Origin of the sequence: Duganella hordei (genome assembly GCF_040369125.1) — a bacterium.
Classification (GTDB): Bacteria; Pseudomonadota; Gammaproteobacteria; order Burkholderiales; family Burkholderiaceae_D; genus Rugamonas; species Rugamonas hordei.
Genome location: NZ_BPWI01000012.1, coordinates 16221 through 36578, shown reverse-complemented (window position 1 = coordinate 36578; position 20358 = coordinate 16221). Strand labels below are relative to the sequence as shown.

Annotated in this window: 16 protein-coding genes; 11 read left to right on the top strand and 5 right to left on the bottom strand. The window is 64.5% G+C overall.

Annotated elements, in window-relative coordinates:
- Positions 1–228: 228 nt before the first annotated feature.
- Positions 229–852, bottom strand: coding sequence for a bifunctional 4-hydroxy-2-oxoglutarate aldolase/2-dehydro-3-deoxy-phosphogluconate aldolase (gene eda / locus ABWW33_RS23565; RefSeq protein WP_353403975.1), 624 nt, complete (start codon positions 850–852; stop codon positions 229–231).
- Positions 853–855: 3 nt separating this feature from the next.
- Positions 856–2778: a phosphogluconate dehydratase gene (edd, locus tag ABWW33_RS23560; RefSeq protein WP_353403974.1), complete on the bottom strand. Its 1923-nt coding sequence runs from the start codon at positions 2776–2778 to the stop codon at positions 856–858.
- A gap of 254 nt (positions 2779–3032) precedes the next feature.
- Between edd and pgi the strand changes: the two genes are divergently transcribed.
- The 4 genes from pgi (at position 3033) to ABWW33_RS23540 (ending at position 8140) form a co-directional block, all read left to right on the top strand.
- Entirely contained in the window at positions 3033–4682 is a 1650-nt protein-coding gene (gene pgi / locus ABWW33_RS23555; RefSeq protein WP_353403973.1) for a glucose-6-phosphate isomerase, read from the top strand.
- Positions 4683–4794: 112 nt separating this feature from the next.
- Positions 4795–5691 (top strand): SMP-30/gluconolactonase/LRE family protein, encoded by an 897-nt coding sequence (locus ABWW33_RS23550; protein ID WP_353403972.1) that lies wholly within the window; start codon positions 4795–4797, stop codon positions 5689–5691.
- A 121-nt stretch (positions 5692–5812) separates the two neighbouring features.
- Positions 5813–7285: a glucose-6-phosphate dehydrogenase gene (zwf, locus tag ABWW33_RS23545; RefSeq protein ID WP_176654248.1), complete on the top strand. Its 1473-nt coding sequence runs from the start codon at positions 5813–5815 to the stop codon at positions 7283–7285.
- Positions 7286–8140 carry an SIS domain-containing protein gene (locus tag ABWW33_RS23540; RefSeq protein ID WP_176654247.1) on the top strand — a complete coding sequence of 285 codons (855 nt, stop codon included), beginning with the start codon at positions 7286–7288 and terminating at the stop codon, positions 8138–8140. It abuts the gene before it with no gap.
- 6 nt (positions 8141–8146) lie between these two features.
- On the opposite strand, the gene ABWW33_RS23535 is transcribed toward ABWW33_RS23540, so the two are convergent.
- From ABWW33_RS23535 to ABWW33_RS23525, 3 genes are all read right to left on the bottom strand, one after another.
- Positions 8147–8521, bottom strand: coding sequence for a VOC family protein (locus ABWW33_RS23535; protein ID WP_353403971.1), 375 nt, complete (start codon positions 8519–8521; stop codon positions 8147–8149).
- A gap of 118 nt (positions 8522–8639) precedes the next feature.
- On the bottom strand, positions 8640–9158 hold the full coding sequence (locus ABWW33_RS23530; protein ID WP_176654245.1) for a GNAT family N-acetyltransferase: 519 nt from the start codon (positions 9156–9158) through the stop codon (positions 8640–8642).
- Between the two features lie 163 nt (positions 9159–9321).
- A complete protein-coding gene (locus ABWW33_RS23525) occupies positions 9322–10011 on the bottom strand; it encodes an L-2-amino-thiazoline-4-carboxylic acid hydrolase (RefSeq protein WP_353403970.1) in 690 nt (229 codons plus the stop codon).
- A 227-nt stretch (positions 10012–10238) separates the two neighbouring features.
- Here ABWW33_RS23525 and ABWW33_RS23520 point away from each other — a divergent pair, with 227 nt between their 5' ends.
- The 7 genes from ABWW33_RS23520 (at position 10239) to ABWW33_RS23490 (ending at position 20340) form a co-directional block, all read left to right on the top strand.
- Positions 10239–11693 (top strand): ATPase domain-containing protein, encoded by a 1455-nt coding sequence (locus tag ABWW33_RS23520; protein WP_353403969.1) that lies wholly within the window; start codon positions 10239–10241, stop codon positions 11691–11693.
- Between the two features lie 9 nt (positions 11694–11702).
- The gene (locus ABWW33_RS23515) at positions 11703–12107 is read left to right on the top strand and encodes a response regulator (protein WP_353403968.1); all 405 of its coding nucleotides are present in this window, start codon (positions 11703–11705) and stop codon (positions 12105–12107) included.
- Between the two features lie 141 nt (positions 12108–12248).
- The gene (tal, locus tag ABWW33_RS23510) at positions 12249–13184 is read left to right on the top strand and encodes a transaldolase (RefSeq protein ID WP_353403967.1); all 936 of its coding nucleotides are present in this window, start codon (positions 12249–12251) and stop codon (positions 13182–13184) included.
- Between the two features lie 177 nt (positions 13185–13361).
- A complete protein-coding gene (locus ABWW33_RS23505) occupies positions 13362–14549 on the top strand; it encodes an efflux RND transporter periplasmic adaptor subunit (protein WP_176654240.1) in 1188 nt (395 codons plus the stop codon).
- Between the two features lie 12 nt (positions 14550–14561).
- Positions 14562–17714, top strand: coding sequence for an efflux RND transporter permease subunit (locus ABWW33_RS23500; protein WP_353403966.1), 3153 nt, complete (start codon positions 14562–14564; stop codon positions 17712–17714).
- Positions 17707–19158 (top strand): efflux transporter outer membrane subunit, encoded by a 1452-nt coding sequence (locus ABWW33_RS23495; RefSeq protein WP_353403965.1) that lies wholly within the window; start codon positions 17707–17709, stop codon positions 19156–19158. Before ABWW33_RS23500 ends, ABWW33_RS23495 begins: the two co-directional genes overlap by 8 nt.
- Positions 19159–19254: 96 nt before the next feature.
- Complete coding sequence (locus tag ABWW33_RS23490; protein ID WP_353403964.1) at positions 19255–20340, top strand: patatin-like phospholipase family protein; 1086 nt, start codon at positions 19255–19257, stop codon at positions 20338–20340.
- Positions 20341–20358 lie beyond the last annotated feature (18 nt).

Genomic DNA, 20358 nt, shown 5'->3' with positions numbered 1-20358 from the left:
ATGATGACGCCCAACCAAAGTCTATCGCAAACATCTGAATCTCACTGAGGCAGGGTCTAGTGATAAACCCCGTTTTATGGCAAAACCCTTGTTCCAGCTTAGACCATACTTAATCCCCTTTAGATATCTAACCAAAAGCAGAGCGGCCATGAAAAAGCCCCAAAAGTTGGAATCCAACTTTTGGGGCTTTGTCCAGCTAACGCCGTTTTACTTTAGGCCTTGGCCCTATCAGCGCAACCCACTGGCCGCCTTGGCCAGGTCCGTGATGCGCTCCCAGTCACCAGCAGCGATAGCATCCTTCGGCGTCAGCCACGAGCCGCCCACGCAGGCTACGTTCTTCAGCGACAGGAACTGCGACGCGGTCTCTTGCGAGATGCCGCCAGTCGGGCAGAACGTCACGTCCGGCAGCGGACCGTAGATCGCGTTCAGCATGCCGATGCCGCCCGCCGGCACCGCCGGGAACAGCTTCAGTTGACGGAAGCCCTGCTCGCGCGCGGCCATCACTTCCGATGGCGTCATCACACCCGGCAGCAGCGGCAGGCCGCTGCTCTTGGCGGCGGCGATCAGCGCCGTCGTCAGGCCTGGCGACACGCCGAACACCGCGCCCGCATCGCGCGCGGCGGCAAATTCTTCCGGCTGCGTCAGCGTGCCGACGCCGACGATCGCGCCTTCGACGGCCGACATGGCCTTGATCGCGCCCAGGCCGTGCTTGGTGCGCAGCGTTACTTCCAGCACGCGGATGCCGCCGGCCACCAGCGCCTTCGCCAGCGGTACTGCATGTTCAGGTTCGTCAATCGCGATCACGGGGATCACGGCCGAAGTACGCATAATGTCGAGCAGAGTCATGGTCATGATTTACGCTTCTTTCTTCATCGAGTAATCTTCATCGGAACCTGGCACGGTATTGCCGACCGGGTCTTTGTCATGCAGGCCTACCGTGGTGGGAATCGGCGACGGCAGCCCAAAGGTGGTGGCGCCCTTCTCCGCTTCGCATACGCTGTTGCGGAACATGGCGAACAGTTCACGACCCATGCCCACGCCGTTCGGCGTCAGGTCGGCCGTGGCCAGCGAGCGCGAATGCCATACGCTCGATTCGACCAGCGCTTCGAGCGTGCCGGTCTTGGCGCAGACGCGGATGATGTCGCCGTCGCGCACCAGGCCGAGCGGACCGCCAGCCAGGATCTCCGGCGACACGTGGATCGCCGCCGGCACCTTGCCCGACGCGCCGGACATGCGGCCGTCGGTCACCAGCGCCACGTGGCGGCCGGCGTCCTGCAGGTTGGCCAGCGCCGGGGTCAGCGCGTGCAGTTCCGGCATGCCGTTGGCGCGCGGGCCCTGGAAGCGCAGCACGGCGACGAAGTCGCGGTCCAGCGTGCCGGCCTTGTAGGCGTCCATGAAATCTTCCTGCGAATTGAACACCAGCGCAGGCGCTTCCACCGTCTGGTGTTCCGGCTTGACGGCCGAGACCTTCATCACGGCGCGGCCCAGGTTACCCTGTACCAGCACGGTGCCGCCGTCCGGCGAGAACGGCGCGGTGATCTTGCGCAGCACCGCTTCGTCGCCCGACTCGGTCGGCGAATCCTTCCAGACCACGCCTTTGCCGCCTTCACCCAGGAACGGCTCGGCGCAGTGCGCGCGCAGGCCCTTGCCCAGGATGGTGGTGACGTCGTCGTGCAGCAGGCCGCCGTCCAGCAGTTCACGGATGACGAAGCCGGTGCCGCCGGCGGCGTGGAAGTGGTTCACGTCGGCGTTGCCGTTCGGGTAGATGCGGGTCAGCAGCGGCACCACTTTCGACAGCTCGTCGAAGTCGTTCCAGTCGATGACGATGCCGGCCGCCTTGGCGATGGCCACCAGGTGCAGCGTGTGGTTGGTCGAGCCGCCGGTGGTCAGCAGCGCGACGACGGCGTTGACGATGGACTTCTCATCGACCACGTGACCCACCGGCAGGTATTCGTTCGATTGCGCGGTGATGACGGCGGCGCGCTTGGCGGCGGCCTTGGTCAGTTCGTCGCGCAGCGGCGTGTTCGGGGTGATGAAGGCGGCGCCCGGCAAGTGCAGGCCCATGACTTCCATCAGCATCTGGTTGCTGTTGGCGGTGCCGTAGAAGGTGCAGGTGCCGGCGCTGTGGTAGGACTGAGATTCGCCTTCCAGCAGTTCGGCGCGGCCGACTTTACCTTGCGCGTACAGCTGGCGGATCTTGGCTTTCTCGGAATTGGACAGGCCGGTGGTCATCGGGCCGGCCGGCACGAACACCGCGGGCAAGTGGCCGAAGTGCAGCGCGCCGATCAGCAGGCCCGGTACAATCTTGTCGCACACGCCTAGGTAGACGGCGGAGTCGAACATATTGTGCGACAGCGCCACGGCGGTCGCCATGGCGATCGCGTCGCGCGAGAACAGCGACAACTCCATACCCGGCTGGCCCTGCGTGACGCCGTCGCACATGGCGGGCGTGCCGCCGGCGAATTGGGCCACGGCGCCGACTTCGCGCACGGCGTCCTTGATCAGCGCCGGGAAGCCTTCGAACGGCTGGTGCGCCGACAGCATGTCGTTATAGGCCGAGACGATCGCCACCGACGGCTTCTTGAGTTCCTTCAGCGACAGCTTGTCGTTGGCGGGGAAGGCGGCAAAGCCGTGCGCCAGGTTGGTACAGGCCAGAGCGCCGCGCTGTACGCCCTTGACGCGGGCCGCTTCAAGATGGGCCAGATACGCGCCGCGCGATGGTTTGCTGCGCTGGATAATGCGAGCGGTGACGGTTTCCAGGACTGGATGCAGGGCCATGAACGTTCCTTATCAATGAATTCCGTGAAATTTTACTACAAAAATTCGATTTCATCCGACTTTTCTTATCGGACGATGGCCAAAGTCGATCACGAGGGCGTCACGTACTCGAGGGCGTGCCGGCCTGCCTTGCCCGGCATGGGAGCGGTAACAATGCAAAAATCCTACCGTTTTGACGTAACCGTAGTGAATTTACCGTTTTTTCCTGTATCATTCACGCATCCCTCCCTCAGACTAACGACGCCCACATCATTATGCGCCAGCCTGCACTGACCTCCACCGCCAGCTTCCTCGCCCTCGAATCCCATGCCGCCGACGCCAAAGACTGGCAATTGCGCCAGTTGTTCGCCGCCGACGCCCAGCGCTTCCCCAAACTGACGGTCGACGCGGCCGGCCTGTTCCTCGATTATTCGAAGAACCGCCTGGACGCGGCCACCGTCGGCCTGCTGCTGGACCTGGCCCGCGAACGCGGCGTGGAGCGCCAGCGCGACGCCATGCTGAGTGGCGAGAAGATCAATCTTACCGAACATCGCGCAGTGCTGCACACGGCGTTGCGTATGCCGCGCGGCAAAGCCTTGACGGTGGACGGCCAGGACATCGCCCACGACGTGCACGCGGTGCTGGACCAGATCAAGGATTTCACCGACCGCGTGCGCAGCGGCGCCTGGCTGGGTTATAGCGGCAAGCCGATCACCGACGTCGTCAACGTCGGCATCGGCGGTTCCGACCTCGGGCCGAAGATGGCAGTGCTGGCGTTGCGCTCGTACGCGCACCCGCGCCTGAAGATGCATTTCGTCTCCAACGTCGACGGCCATGACATGGACGCCGCGCTGGCGCAGGTCAACCCCGAGACCACGCTGTTCATCATCGCCTCCAAGACCTTCGTCACGGCCGAGACCATGCTCAACGCCGGCACCGCCCGCAACTGGTTCCTGCAGACGGCTAAGGAAGAGGACCTGGCGCGCCACTTCGTCGCCGTCTCCACCAACACCGAGGCGGTGAAGGCCTTCGGCATCGATCCGGCCAATATGTTCCCGTTCTGGGACTGGGTCGGCGGCCGATATTCGGTATGGTCAGCGATCGGCCTGGCGGTGGCGCTGGCGGTGGGCTTCGGCTACTTCAGCGACTTCCTCGCCGGGGCGCACGCGATGGACGAACACTTCCGCGAGGCGCCGCTGGAGCAGAACATGCCGGTGCTGCTGGCGATGATCGGCTTCTGGAACCGCCAGTTCCTCGGCGCCGGCTCGCTGTCGATCGCGCCCTACCACCAGGACCTGAACCGCTTCCCGGCCTACCTGCAGCAGCTCGACATGGAGAGCAACGGCAAGCGCGTCACCCGCGGCGGCGCCGAAGTTGACACGCCGACCTGCCCGGTGGTGTGGGGCGAATGCGGCACCAACGCGCAACACGCCTACTTCCAGCTGCTGCACCAGGGTACGGACATCGTGCCGATCGACTTCATCGCCGCGCTGCGCGCCACGCACGACCTGGCGGGCCACCACGATTCGCTGCTGGCCAACTGCTTCGCGCAATCGGAAGCCTTCATGACCGGCAAGACCGCCGACGAAGTGCGCGCCGACCTGAAAGCGCAAAACCTGGGCGCCGAGGAAATCGAAGCGCTGGTGCCGCACAAGACTTTCCCCGGCAACCGTCCGTCGAACACCATCCTGATGGACCAGCTGACGCCGTCGGCGCTGGGCGCGCTGATCGCGCTGTACGAGCACAAGACCTTCGTGCAGGGCGTGATCTGGGACGTCAACAGCTTCGACCAGTGGGGCGTGGAGCTGGGCAAGGTACTGGCCAAGAACATCCATGCGGAACTGACCGGCGACGTCAAGCCCGAGCGCCACGACAGCTCCACCAATGGCCTGATCATCATGGCCAAGGCAGCACAACACCTTTAACCGCACCGCCGTCATTCCCGCGCAGGCGGGAATCCATAGAACGCCTGATATGGCCGCTCAGCATGGATTCCCGCTTTCGCGGGAATGACGGATTGACTGATAGATTTGAAATATGAGCACACCACATATAGAAGTCGCCTTCGACGCAGTCATGCAAACCGGCGAATGCCCGCTGTGGCATCCGGAAGAACAGGCGCTGTACTGGGTCGACATTCCCGCCTTCACCGTGCACCGTCTCGATCCATCCAGCGGCGCGCACCGTTCGTGGAAGCTGGCCAGCGAGCCGGCCACGCTGGCCATCAGCGACAAGGGTGGCCTGATCGTCGCCATGCGCAGCGGCTTCGCGCACCTGGACACGGGCAGCGATGAAGTGCGCCTGACCGACATCGCCGCCGCGCCCTACGACACCGCCATCACCCGCTTCAACGACGGCCACGTCGACGGCGCCGGCCGTTTCTGGGTCGGCACCATCTACGAGCCGCGCGACAAGCCGGCCGCCGAGATGTTCGTGCTGGAGAAAGGCGAAATCCGCAAGGCCTGGTCGGGCGGCATGACCAACTCGAACGGCCTCGGTTTCAGCCCGGACTACAAGGCCATGTACCACGCCGACACCAGCGCGCACCGCGTCAGCCGTTTCGATTTCGACGTCGCGCGCGGCACGGTCGACAACCAGCGCCTGCTGATGCAGTTCTCGATGGACAAGGAGAACAACTACGGCGGCCGTCCTGACGGCGCCGCCGTCGACAGCGAAGGCAACTACTGGGTGGCGATGTTCGAAGGCGCGCGCCTGGTCAAGCTGTCGCCGGCCGGTGAATTGATCGGCGAGATCAAGTTGCCGCTGCGCTGCCCGACCATGATGGCGTTCGGCGGCGCCGACCTGCGCACCCTGTACGTCACCAGCGCGGGCGCGCGTCCGGCGCCGGAACTGGCGCAGTATCCGCTGAGCGGCAAGCTGCTGGCCATCCGCATGGACGTGGCCGGCCGCGCGGAACCTGCGTATATCGAATAAACTGGATGTCGCACTCCGGGCATTTGTAGTAAATTTTCTTGCAAAACGTAAATTCGTGTAGTAAATTTACACTTAAGATTAGTAGTCCCCCTTTTCAGCACCCTACTTACTGCGAATAATTATGGCTCTTACCGATTTTGACCTGGTTCTGTTTGGCGGCAGCGGCGATCTGGCGATGCGCAAATTGCTGCCCGCGATGTACGCCCGCGACGTCGCCAACGACTTGCCCGCCACCGCCCGCATCATCTGCGTCGGCCGCGCGGACGCCAGCCAGCAGGACTTCCTACACACCGTCGAGACCACGTCCAAGCCGCACATCAAGTCGCCGGCCGTGACGCCGGCCGCGTGGACCAAGTTCACCGCCCGCATCGTGTATGTGTCGCTGAACGCCACCGACGCCGCCAGCTACAAGACGCTGGTCGAGGCGCTGCGCCAGGACGAGGCCATCACCAAGGTCTACTACCTGGCGACGCCACCGGCGATCTTCTCGCAGATCTGCGAGAACCTGAAATCGAACGGCCTGGTGACCGCCAATTCGCGCGTGGTGCTGGAAAAACCGCTGGGCCGCGACCTGGCCTCGGCCAAGCAGATCAACGCCGAAGTGGGCAAGGTCTTCGAAGAATCGCAGATCTACCGTATCGACCACTACCTGGGCAAGGAGACCGTGCAGAACCTGCTGGCCCTGCGCTTCGGTAACATCCTGTTCGAGCCGCTGTGGCGCCGCGAGTGGATCTCCGACGTGCAGATCACCATCGCCGAAAAGCTCGGCGTCGGCAACCGCATGGGCTACTACGACACCTCCGGCGCGCTGCGCGACATGCTGCAGAACCACCTGCTGCAGCTGCTGTGTATCGTCGCCATGGAGCCGCCGACCTCGATCGCGCCGGACGCCGTGCGCGACGCCAAGCTGCAGGTACTGCGCTCGCTGAAAAAATTCACGCCGACCACGCTGGCGCAGAACATCGTGCGCGGCCAGTACCGCGCCGGTCACGTCGACGGCAAGGCCGTGCCGAGCTACCGCGACGAGCCGGATGCGCCGGAACACTCGCGCACCGAGACCTTCGTCGCGATGAAGGCGGAGATCGACACCTGGCGTTGGGCCGGCGTGCCGTTCTACCTGCGTACCGGCAAGCGCATGGCCGACGGCCTGGCTGAAATCGTCGTGCGCTTCAAGCAGATCCCGCACTCGATCTTCGCCCAGCCGACCAACAGCTTCCAGCCTAATTCGCTGGTCATCCGTCTGCAGCCGGACGAAGGCCTGCGCATGAATCTGATGGCGAAGACGCCGGGCGACGGCATGCGTTTGAAACAGGCCGAGTTGGAGCTGGACTTCCGCGAATCGTTCAAATCGCCGCGCATGGACGCCTACGAGCGCCTGCTGCTCGACGTGCTGCGCGGCCAGCTGACGCTGTTCATGCGCGGCGACGAGCTGGAAGCGGCGTGGGAATGGGTCGAGCCTATCCTGAACAACTGGGAGTCCGACGACAGCTTCCCGATTCCGTACGCTTCGGGCACCTGGGGTCCTGCCGCGGCATCGGCGCTGATCGGCCGCGATGGCCTGCAGTGGCGTGAAGAAGCACTTCCTGAGGATTAAATGCTTTTAGATTCCATTCGTACCCAGCTGGACTCGCTCTCCAAATCGGAGCGCAAGGTCGCGCTGGCGGTCCTCGATCATCCGGGCCAGACGGTCAGCCAGAACATCACCGCGCTCGCCAAGAGCGCGCAGGTGTCCGAGCCGACCGTGGTGCGCTTTTGCCGCACGCTGGGCTACGACGGCTGGCACGAGTTCAAGCTCAAGCTGGCGCAAGGCCTGGCGCTGGCCCTGCCCGGCCTGAACGAGCAGCCGACCCAGGACGACCTGGCCGCGGACCTGGTCAACAAGATCTGCAGCCGCTCGATCAACACGCTGCTCGACCTGCGCAACAACCTCGACCCGGAAGCGATCCAGAAGGCGCTGGACATCCTGTCCAAGGCCAACAAGATCGAGTTCTACGGCCAGGGCACGTCCGGCATCGTGGCGGCGGACGCGCAGCACAAGTTCTTCCGCTCCGGCGTGCCGACGGTGGCCTACGCCGACCCGCACATCCACAGTATCGCCGCCGCCCTGCTGCGCACCGGCGACGCGGTGGTGGCGATTTCCCAGCGCGGCAACAGCCCATCGCTGGTGCGCTCGATCAAACTGGCGCGCCGCGGCGGGGCCGACGTCATCGTGCTGGCGCCGTCCGGCACGCCGCTGGCGGATATGGCCACTGTGCTGATCCCGATCGACCTGATCTTCAACATCGACCCGTACACGCCGATCTCGGCACGCCTGGCCTATCTGGTGGTGATCGACGTGCTGGCCGTCGGCCTGGCGCTGCAACGCGGCCCCGAGTTCCGCAAGAAGATGCAGAACGCGCAGAAGGCCTTGCAGGAGTTTGACCTGCAGTTCGATTCGTTCATCGGCTGAGGCGTCTCAGTCTTCAGGCTTCGAATAGACGTTGACCAGATTCCCATCCGGGTCTCGAACCAGCAGCGACAGATTCCCCCATGGCATGCGCGTGGGGGGCATCACGATTTCAACATTCTCCTGAGCCAAACGGTCGCGGACAGACTCCACGTCTGCCACCTGGAACTCCAGGATAGCCGACCGGTTGGCTGCAGCAATAGCTGCCCCGGCATTAAACCGCGCCACCAGTTGCTGGGCAGAGATAGCCAGCACGGCGCCTTCAAAGCGCACTTCAGCAAAGCCGTCGGCAAGCCGGACGGGTTCAATTTCAGACAGGTTCTTGTAGAAAGCGAGAAGAGCTTCAAACTGCTCGGTGACAAGACGAATCGATGCGAATTTCATGCTGAGTTCCTATGCAAAAAAAAGGAACTTCAGTGTATTCGTGGTGCTTGTCAGTTTCTGTCAGGAGTGCGCCGCAGTCCGTTTGCGCCGATTGAATTCACAGCCCAAAGGAGGCCATTCAATTACGCTCACGTATGTAACTGTCGATTGAATTGCCGTACAGCTCTACCTCCATTTCGTATGCCATTCCAAGGCGGTCGGCAACACGACGCGATGAATCATTGCCAGAAGCGATGAGCGCTCGAACTTTCGGTTCGCGTCGAACCTCGAATGCATAATTCAGGACTGCCGCTGCCGCCTCGCTCGCAATTCCCTTGCCCCAGAATGCTCGATAGGTATTCCACCCTATCTCCATCACAGTTGATTGCTCGCGAAAGAAGGCTCCGACGTTTCCGATGAGCTGTCCAGTCTGTTTATCCTCGACAGCCCACCATCCAGCCCCGTGTATGACCCATAATCCAGCATGTGAACTAAAGATTCGCCAAGCCGTTTGACGGTCTGCTTGGCCCAAGTGAACCGAGCTTTCGGAATTCATCAAATGATCCGCAAATAAATCGAAGTCTTCGCGTCGATATTCGCGAAGAGTAAGTCGCTCAGTCTCTAAACGCGGCACGGAGATGGTGAATGGGTGATTCATAGCGTGGTCTCTCCTCAAACGTATTAAATTTCGCTTCGAGACTTTGTAGCTGTTTGCGCTATCGATAGCGAGGGCAATGTGCTGGATGCCTGGCATGTGGATGAAGGCTGCCAGGAGTACGAATTCATGCATGCTCGGAGAGGATGAATAACTCAGCACTTCCCTATTTCGACGGAAGCCGGGAAAATCGGAAATCGCAGTGGCTCGCACCGCCAGCCAAGGTTTGTGTCCTTTCCAGTTGGATGCCTCGCGCGGCATAGGCGTCGAAATCAAGTCCACAAATGTTCGGCAGGATTTCTTCATCGCCATGGCAGGCTGCGAATTTGCAAAAGCCGCAGGCTTTGTAATTGATGCCGAATTCAAAGTTATCACCCGGGCCCGGTTCGATGAAATCGTAGACGAAGTCTTGCGGAAACGCTGTCTGGTGGCTCTCTGTCGTGCTTTTTGCAGCCTGCTCGCGCAGCAAAGCCTGATTCCCTGGCGACATAAACTGATGTCCCGACGCGATACGTTCCGCTTCGGGCACTATGAGCAATTGCGCCTTGTAGGTTTTCCGCTCGATTTCACCGATCACGGACAGCGACACGCCATGTCGCCGGAGCACCCGGCTGATAGCCATAAAACCCAGGAGGCGCATGAAGAAATCGCTCATGCGGCTTTCCGCACCTCCAACATAGGGCATTTGGGCGAGCACGATTTCGAATTCGTCCATCACCTCCTGCTTGATCCCATCGATGTCGGACAGATGCGCGCGCTCGTTCAACATCGCTTCGGCAAGGTCGAGGCGCTGGCGCATGGCGGCCTCCATTGCACCGCGATGCGTCTCGTAAAAGGAATGGATGATCTCAGCCATTGGACACCTCTCAAAATTAGCCTATGCCGAAAGCCCGCGGCCAGCCAGTAAGGGAGCATACCATCTTGGCAATGGCGCCATCCGTGTACTAGCGCACCGCACCGATGGCAATAGTCCTTCTATAATTGCCGCTTCTGCGCTAGAGTATGGCTAGTTTGCCGCTTCGCAATATTGCATTTTGCACAATCAGGTGTTCGCGGCCGCACTTAGCCTCCGTGAGAGTGGACATGACTACCTTTACTTCCAGTACAGCCGGCACCGTAGCGCGCATTCCGCTGCTGCGCACCGGCGTCGACGGTTTCGACCGCATCCTCGGCGGCGGCTTCCCCGCCCACAGCCTGTATCTGATCCAGGGCCTGGCCGGCAGCGGCAAAACCACGCTGGCCTGCCAGATCGGTTTCCAGCACGCGCTGCAGGGCAAGAAGGTCTTGATACTGACACTGATCGCCGAAACCCACGGCAAGATGCTCAACCACCTGAGCAGCTTCTCCTTCTTCGACGAAAGACTGGTCGGCGACCGCATCGTCTTCCTCGGCGCCTACAGCGACCTGCTCAAGGGCGGCCTGCGCGAACTGCTCAAGTCCATCGCCGGCACCTTGGCCGAGCAGCGTCCCGACATCATGATCATCGACGGCTTCCGCACCGTGCGCGACGCCAAGCCGTCCGACGTCGCGCTGTCCGAGTTCATGCTCTCGCTCAATTCGCTGGTGTCGACCATGGAATGCACCACCTTCCTGCTGTCGCCCACCGAGGGCAACGTCGCCGATTCGGAAAACACGCTGGTCGACGGCCTGATCGAACTGAGCCAGTACGAACAGGGGCTGCAGCTGATCCGCGAAATCAAGGTGTTCAAGCTGCGCGGCAGCAAGCACCTGCTGGGCCGCCACGTGTTCGAGGTGGGAGAGAATGGCATCGCCATCTACCCGCGCCTGGAAGCGGTCAGCAGCCTGTCGGCGGCCACGCCGTCGGTGTCGCACCAGCGGCTCGGCTTCGGCATCGAAGGCTGGGACCACCTGACCCATGGCGGCGTCGCCCGGGGCTCGACCACGGCGCTGCTGGGCAATCCCGGCGTCGGCAAGACGCTGATGGGCCTGCACTTCATCTACGACGGCCTGCGGCGCGGCGAGCACTGCCTGATCACCGGCTTTTACGAATCGCCACAGCGGCTGATCGAAAAGGCCGCCAACGTCGGCATCGATCTCAAGCCCTATTACGACAGCGGCGCGCTGCAGCTGATCTGGCATCCGCCGCTGGAAGTGCTGGTCGACGCGCTGGCGCACGACGTGCTGAGCAACGTCGAGCGGCGCTCGGTGTCGCGGCTGCTGGTCGACGGCCTCGACGGCCTGCGCGAAGTCGTGCTGCACGAGGGACGCGCGCGCTCCTTCCTGGCCGCCTTCGTCAACGAACTGCGCTGCCGCAACGTGACCACCTTCTTCACGCAGGAGCTGCCGTACTTCGGCCAGGGCCAGCTGCACGGCGACATGTCGGCTTCGATGCTGTTCGAGAACATCATCCTGCTGCGCTATGTCGACGTGAACGGCATCAACCGCCGCCAGATCGGCGTGCTCAAGCTGCGCGAAAACAGTTACGACGCCGCCAATCACATCCTGCTCATTTCCGACTCGGGCATGAGCATCGAGGGCGCGGTGTCCGGTGCCGTCGTCCCCACACTGGCACTGTAGCGCGACGATATGAGCGATGCTCCCGCAATCATGGACACCAATCCGGACGGCAAGCTGATCCTGGTGGTCGACGACGAGTTCGACGTGCTGTCGGCCTACACGATGCTGTTCGAATATCACGGTTTCCGCGTGCGCACCGCCATCAACGGCGAGCGGGCGCTGGCCGCCGCCGCCCGCGAGCGGCCGGACATCGTGGTGTCGGACTACATGATGCCGGTGCTCGACGGCGCCGCGCTGTGCCGGGCGTGGCGCGCCGATCCGGCGCTGCGCGACATTCCCTTCATCCTGGCCAGCGCCGGCATTCCGCGCAAGGATGCCGACCTGCCCTACGACACCTTTTTCAAAAAACCGGTACGCTTCGAGGTGTTGCTGGCGGAGATCAACCATCTGATCGCCCGGCGCCCATCGCGCTGAACGGGCCGAGGATGGCAGAATAGCAAGCTGAGCTTTATTTCAAGGCAATACGGCGACGAATGCGCGGGCATTCTTTAACAATTGTTCACGCTTGAGTACAATAAGACAAGTCTTATTCCCTTCACCTGATTGGCAGTGCACATGAACCAGCTCGAACAGCTCAAGAAATTCACCACCGTAGTCGCCGACACCGGCGATTTCCAGTCCATCCAGGCCTACACCCCGCGCGACGCCACCACCAACCCGTCGCTGATCCTGAAGGCCGTGCAGAAGGACGAATACAAGCCGCTGCTGGAAAAGGCCGTGCGCGACAACCTCGACAACTCGATCGCCGACACCATCGACCACCTGCTGATCGCCTTCGGCAAGCAGATCCTGCGCATCATCCCGGGCCGCGTGTCGACCGAGATCGACGCCCGCCTGTCGTTCGACGTCGAAGGCTCGGTGGCCAAGGGCCGCGAACTGATCGCGCTGTACGAAAAAGCCGGCATCGAGCGCGAGCGCGTGCTGATCAAGATGGCCGCCACCTGGGAAGGCATCCGCGCCGCCGAGATCCTGGAAAAGGAAGGCATCCGCTGCAACATGACCTTGCTGTTCTCGCTGGGCCAGGCGATCGCCTGCGCCGAAGCGGGCGCCCAGCTGATCTCGCCGTTCGTCGGCCGCATCTACGACTGGTACAAGAAATCGACCGGCATCGACTACGTCGGCGCCGAAGATCCGGGCGTGCAGTCGGTCAAGCGCATCTACAACTACTACCGCAAGTTCGGCTATAAAACCGAGGTGATGGGCGCCAGCTTCCGCAACACCGGCCAGATCCTGGAACTGGCCGGCTGCGACCTGCTGACCATCAGCCCGGACCTGCTGCAAAAGCTGGCCGACACCGACGGCCCCGTCGAGCGCAAGCTCAGCGCCGACGCGCCGCCGGCGGCCGGCATCATCAAGCTGACCCAGGACGAGAAAACCTTCCGCTTCCAGCTCAACGAAGACCAGATGGCCTCGGAAAAGTTGGCCGAAGGCATCCGCGCCTTCTGCGCCGACTCGGGCAAGCTGAAACAAATCATCTCCGGCATGCGCTAAGGCGGCCGCGGGCCATCGGGGCGGGATTCCGGCGGCGGCCGGGATCCCGCCTTTTGTTTTTGCAGCCCACAAAACGTTACATTCCTGCATGCATTACAATGTTGCGACCTCGCTCGGCATATAACCAGACCCGAGCGGCGCACGTTCAACACAACAAACCTTTTACGAGATCCATCCATGAGATCAGTCCCTCGTTACACTGCCGTCGCAGCTGCCGCCTTAACCTTGCTGAGCGCCTGCGGCGACAAGGCCGCCGCGCCATCCGCCCCGCCCCCGGCCGCCGTATCCGTCGTCACCGTCGCCCCCGCCGCCGTCACCCTCACCAGCGAACTGCCGGGCCGCACCGAAGCCTCGCGCGTGGCGCAGGTGCGCGCGCGTACCGCCGGCATCGTGCTGCAGCGCGTGTTCAAGGAAGGCGGCGACGTCAAGGCCGGCGAAGTGCTGTTCCGCATCGATCCGGCCCAGTTCCAGGCATCCTACGACAGCAGCCAGGCCGCCGTCGCCAAGGCCGAGGCCAACCTGGCGCAGGCCGAGCTGAAGGTCAAGCGCTACAAGCCGCTGCTGGCCGCGCAAGCCGTCAGCCAGCAGGAATACGACGACGCCGTCACCGCGCAGAAGCAGGCTGCGGCCGACCTGGCCACCTCGAAAGCCGCGCGCACCAACGCCGGCCTGACCCTGGGCTATGCCACCGTGACCTCGCCGATCTCCGGCCGCATCAGCCGCGCGCTGGTGACCGAGGGCGCGCTGGTCGGCCAGGGCGAAGCGACGCCGATGGCCACCGTGCAGACGCTCGATCCGATCTACGTCACGATCACGCAATCGTCGACCGAGCTGCTGAAACTGCAAAAGGCCATGGCCGGCGGCAAGCTGCAACGCGCTGGTAAAGACCAGGCCAAGGTCACGCTGGTGACCGAGGACGGCCAGGTTTATCCGCAATCGGGCAAGCTGCTGTTCTCCGACGTGTCGGTGGACGAAAGCTCGGGCGCGGTGTCCATGCGCGCCGAATTCCCCAATCCTAACCGCACCCTGCTGCCGGGCATGTACGTGCGCGCGCGGCTGGAACAAGGCGTGGACAGCGCCGCCATCACCGTGCCGCAGCAGGCCGTGGTGCGCAGCCCGGAAGGCTCGTCGGTGTGGATCGTCGGCGCCGACAACAAGGTGCTCGCGCAGCCGGTGGTCGCCACCGCCAACGAAGGCCAGAACTGGATCGTCAGCTCCGGCCTCAAGGGCGGCGAACGCATCATCGTCGAAGGCTTCCAGAAGGCCAAGCCGGGTGCGACGGTCAATCCGCAGCCGTGGAAGGCGCCGTCTGCCACCGCTGCCGCCGCAGCACCCGCTGCCGCCGCTCCGGCCGCAGCCAAATAACCGGGAGCCCAGATGGCAAAGTTCTTCATCGATCGCCCCGTGTTTGCGTGGGTGATCGCGCTATTCATCCTGCTGGGCGGAGCGCTGGCGATCACCATCCTGCCGGTGGCCCAGTATCCGACCATCGCCCCGCCGTCGATCGTCATCACCGCCAACTACCCGGGCTCCACCGCCCAGGTGCTGGACGACGCCGTCACCAGCGTCATCGAGCAGGAAATGAACGGCGCCGACGGCCTGCAGTACGTGGAGTCGCAAAGCGAAGCCACCGGCGCCGTCACCATCACCGTGACCTTCGTGCCGGGGACCAATCCGGACCTGGCCGCCGTGGACGTGCAGAACCGCATCAAGCGGGTCGAATCGCGCCTGCCCGCCGCCGTCACGCAGCAGGGCGTGCAGGTCAACAAGGCGCGCTCGAACATCCTGATGTTCGTCGGCCTGACCTCGACCGACGGCCGCCTCGATCCCTACGGCCTGGGCGACTACATGGCGCGCAACGTGGTCAACGAGATCAAGCGCATTCCCGGCGTGGGCCAGGCGCAGTTGTTCGGCACCGAGCGCGCGATGCGCATCTGGGTCGATCCGGCCAAGCTGGTCGGCCTGAAGATGACCATGGCCGACGTCACCGCCGCCATCAAGGCGCAGAACGCGCAGGTCACCTCCGGCACGCTGGGCGACTTGCCCAGCCCTGCGCAGCAGACCTTCTCCGCGCCTATCGTGGTGACCGGCCAGCTGTCGTCGACCACCGAGTTCGGCCAGGTCGTGCTGCGCTCCAACCCCAACGGCTCGCTGGTGCGCCTGAGCGACGTGGCTCGCATTGAAATGGGCGGCGCCAACCTGAACATCAACGCGCGCCTGAACGGCGCGCCGTTCGCGGCCATCGCCGTGCAGCTGTCGCTGACCGGCAATGCGCTGCAGACCGCCACCGCGGTGCGCGAGCGCATGGACCAACTGGCCAAGTACTTCCCGCCCGGCGTGAAGTACACCATCCCTTACGACACCTCGCTGTTCGTCAAGATCTCGATCGAGGAAGTGGTCAAGACGCTGCTGGAAGCGGTGGTGCTGGTGTTCCTGGTGATGTACCTGTTCCTGCAAAACTTCCGCTACACGCTGATCCCGACCATCGTGGTGCCGGTGGCGCTGATGGGCACCTTCGCCGCGATGCAGATCTTCGGCTTCTCGATCAACGTGCTGACCATGTTCGGCATGGTGCTGGCGATCGGCATCCTGGTCGATGACGCCATCGTCGTGGTGGAAAACGTCGAGCGCATCATGAGCGAGGAAGGCCTGTCGCCGCGCGACGCGACCCGCAAGGCGATGTCGCAGATCACCGGCGCCATCATCGGCATCACGCTGGTGCTGATCGCCGTGTTCATCCCGATGGCCTTCTTCGGCGGCGCCGTCGGCGCGATCTACCGCCAGTTCTCGCTGGCGATGGTGTCGGCGATGCTGTTCTCGGCCCTGATGGCGCTGACCTTGACGCCGGCGCTGTGCGCCACCATCTTGAAACCGGTGGAAGCGGGCCATCACCACGAGAAGAAAGGCTTCTTCGGCTGGTTCAACCGCGGCTTCTCCGTCACCGCCACCGGCTACCAGGGCGTGATCGCCAAGATGCTCAAGCGCACCGGCCGCTATCTGGTGATCTTCGCCGTGCTGTGCGGCGTGGTGGGCTGGCTGTACGCGCGCCTGCCGTCGTCGTTCCTGCCGAACGAAGACCAGGGCTATCTGATCTCCAACATCCAGCTGCCGGCCGGCGCCTCGACCAGCCGCACGCAGGCCGTGCTGACCGAGGTCGATGCCTACTTCCGCAAACAGCCTGCGGTGGCGCGCACCATCGCCGTGGCGGGCTTCTCGTTCTCGGGCAACGGCCAGAACGCCGGCCTGGTGTTCGTGCCGCTGAAGGACTGGAAGGAACGGGGTCCGGAGGACTCCGCGCAGGCCATCGCGCAGCGCGCCTTCAAGGACCTGTCGGTCATTCGCGACGCGGTGGTGTTCCCGCTCAGCCCTCCGCCCATCCGCGAACTGGGTAACGCCACCGGCATCACGGCGCGTCTGCAGGACCGCAGCGCGCTGGGCCACGACGCGCTGATCGCCGCCCGCAACCAGCTGCTCGGCCTGGCCGCCAAGAGCGCCATCCTGAAGGGCGTGCGCCCCGAAGGACTGGAAGACTCGCCGCAGCTGCAGGTCGACATCGACCGTGAAAAAGCCAACGCGCTGGGCGTGACCTTCGCCGACGTCAACAGCATGCTGTCGATCGCGCTCGGTTCCTCGTATGTGAACGACTTCGCCAGCAGCGGGCGCCAGCAGCGCGTCATCGTGCAGGCCGACGCGCCGCGCCGCCTGCAGCCGGAAGACATCATGAAGCTCAACGCGCGCAGCAGCAATGGCACCATGGTGCCGTTCTCCTCGTTCGCCACCTCGCACTGGATCCAGGGTCCGGTGCAGCTGGTGCGCTACAACGGCTATCCGGCCATCAAGATCACCGGCGACGCCGCCCCCGGCCGCTCGACCGGCGAGGCGATGGACGAACTGGAACACCTGGCGCAGCAGCTGCCGCCAGGCTTCGGCATCGAATGGACCGGCCAGTCGCTGGAAGAGAAGACTTCCGGCTCGCAGGCGCCGATGCTGTTCGCGCTGTCGCTGCTGGCCGCCTTCCTGGTGCTGGCCGCGCTGTACGAGAGCGAATCGATCCCGGTGGCCGTGCTGCTGGTGGTGCCGCTGGGCGTGCTCGGCGCGCTGCTCGGCGCCACCATGCGCGGTCTGCCGAACGACGTCTACTTCAAGGTCGGCCTGATCGCCATCATCGGCCTGTCGGCCAAGAACGCGATCCTGATCATCGAGTTCGCCAAGGACCTGCAGGCGCAGGGCAAGGGCCTGATCGAATCGACCTTGGAAGCGGTGCACCTGCGCTTCCGTCCGATCATCATGACCTCGCTGGCCTTCATCCTCGGCGTGCTGCCGCTGGTGGTCGCCACCGGCGCCGGTTCGGCCAGCCAGCGCGCCATCGGCACCGGCGTGATGGGCGGCATGATCACCGCCACCGTGCTGGCGGTGTTCCTGGTGCCGGTCTTCTTCGTCGTGGTCCGCAAGATCTTCAAGGGCAGCGAACGCCAGCGCAAACTGGCCGCACATGAAATGAACGATAAGAACCATGAAACCTATGACTAAGTTTGCCCTGCCCCTGACCGTGCTGGCGGCGGCACTGCTGTCGGCCTGCTCGATGGCGCCGACCTACCAGCGCCCGGCGGCGCCGGTGGCCGCCGCCTTCCCGGCCGATACCGCCGGCGCGAGCGCCAAGACCGGCTTCGCCAGCGTGCAGGCCGGCCCCGGCCAGAAAGACGCCGTCGCTACCGGCTGGCGCGAATACTTCAGCGATCCGCGCCTGCAGCAGCTGATCGCCGCCGCGCTGGACAACAACCGCGACCTGCGCACGGCCGCCCTGCGCATCGAGGAAGCGCGCGCGCAGTACGACATCCAGTCGGCCGACCGCCTGCCCAACCTGAACGCCAACGCGGCCGTGACCAAGGCCAAGACACCGGCCTTCCTGTCGCCGACGGGCCAGACCACGATCGGCAAGCGCTACGACGCAGGCCTGGCGATATCCGCCTTCGAGCTGGATTTCTTCGGCCGCGTGAAAAGCCTGAACGACGCCGCGCTTGCGGCCTACCTGGCCACCGACGAGGCGCGCCAGGCTGCGCAGATCGCCCTGGTGGCGCAGGTGGCGCAGGCCTACTACACCGAGCGCGCCTACGCCGAGCAGTACGCACTGGCGCAGCAGACCTATGAGGCGCGCGCGCGCACCTACAAGCTGACGCAGCAGCGCGCCGAAGTGGGCGCCTCGTCGCGGCTGGACCTGCGCTCCAACGAAACGCTGATGGAAACCGCGCGCGCCGCCGCGCTGACCTTGGCGCGCCAGCGCGCGCAGGCGGACAACGCGCTGACCTTGCTGGTCGGCCAGCCATCGTCGCAGGCGGTGGCCGGTGCCGCCGCCGGCGCCATGCCGAGCGACCAGCAGATCGACCTGCTGAGCGCCGTGCCGACCGGGCTGCCGTCTGACCTGCTGACGCGCCGTCCCGACATCCGCGCCGCCGAGCAGCGGCTGAAATCGGCCAACGCCAACATCGGCGCCGCGCGCGCAGCCTTCTTCCCGCGCATCAGCCTGACGGCCGCGCTGGGCAGCAGCAGCCCGTCGCTGGGCGGGCTGTTTGACGGCGGCTCGGGCAGCTGGTCGTTCGCGCCGCAGCTGACGTTGCCGATCTTCGACGCCGGCCGCAACCGCGCCAACCTGACGCTGAGCGAAGTGCGCAAGAACCTGGCCGTGACCGACTACGAGAAGACCATCCAGACCGCGTTCCGCGAAGTGGCCGACGCGCTGGCCGCGCGCGACTACCTGGGCGAACAGGTGGCCGCGCAGCGCGCCGTGCAGGACGCCCAGGCCGACCGCCTGAAGCTGCTGCAACTGCGCTTCGACAACGGCGTCGCCAGCTCGCTCGACGTGCTGGACGCGCAGCGCGAACTGTTCAGCGCCCAGCAATCGCTGGTGCAGGCGCGCCTGCTGCGCACCACCAGCGCGATCGACCTCTACCGCGCCCTCGGCGGCGGCCTGAAATAACGGGGGTCAGATCCGACATTTGGACACGAGCCCTGCCGTAGCGGTCGCTACGGCAGGGCTCGTGTCCAAATGTCGGATCTGACCCCGGATTTGACTATGACTAATCCGATCACCATTCGTCTGGGCGCCCGCGCCCGCCAGCGTATCGCCGCCGAGGGTGTGCTGGCGTCCGATATCGCCATCGTGCCGGCCGCCGCCGGCGGTCCCAAGGGCCTGATCCTGCATGGCCTCGATTGCTGGATGTTCGGCCACTGGCTCAAGGCCGCGCCGCGTCCGCGCAAGCTGGTCGGCGCGTCGATCGGCGCCTGGCGCATGGCCGCCTCGGCGTTCGACGATCCGGTCGCCGCCCACCAGCGGCTGGCGCGCCTGTACGCCGGCCAGCGCTATCCGGCCAAGGTCACGCCGGCCTACGTCAGCCAGACCTGCCGCGCGCTGCTCGACGAACTGCTCGACGGCCGCGCCGCCGAACCGCTCAATCATCCGCACCACCACGTCTCGGTGCTGACCATGCGCGGCATCGGTCCGCTGGGCAGTACCAACGGCGCGCGCTGGCGCGAGATGGCCGGCTTCCTGCGCGCCGCCGCCGGCAACGCCGTGTCGCGCCGGCGCCTCGCCACGTCCATGCAGCGCGTGATCTTCCACCACGCTGGCGACGACGCAAACTGGCTGCGCAACGAATTCGACGCCTTCACCGCCCACTTCGTCGGCCTGTCCGAGGCCAACCTGCGCGACGCGCTGCTGGCCTCGGGCTCGATCCCGCTGGTGCTGGAGGCGGTGTCGGGCATCGCCGGCGCGCCCGACGGCGCCTACTGGGACGGCGGCCTGATCGACTACCACCTGCACCTGCCCTACCAGCGCGATCCCGGCCTGGTGCTGTACCCGCACTTCAACGACTACATCGTGCCCGGCTGGCTGGACAAGTCCATGCCGTGGCGCCGCGCCAGGGGCGGCGCCGGCAATCCAGCGCTCGACAACATGATCCTGGTGTCGCCGTCGCCTGACTTCGTCGCCCGCCTGGCCAACGGCAAACTGCCCGACCGCAAGGACTTCAAGGCCTACGGCCAGGACCACGCCGGCCGCAACCGCGACTGGACCCGCGCCATCGCCGAAAGCGAACGCCTGGCCGAAGCCTTCGCCCGCTGGTGCGAGCGGCCCGACCTGGCGCAAACGCGCAGTTTTTGACTGTTTCGAAAAAGCAAC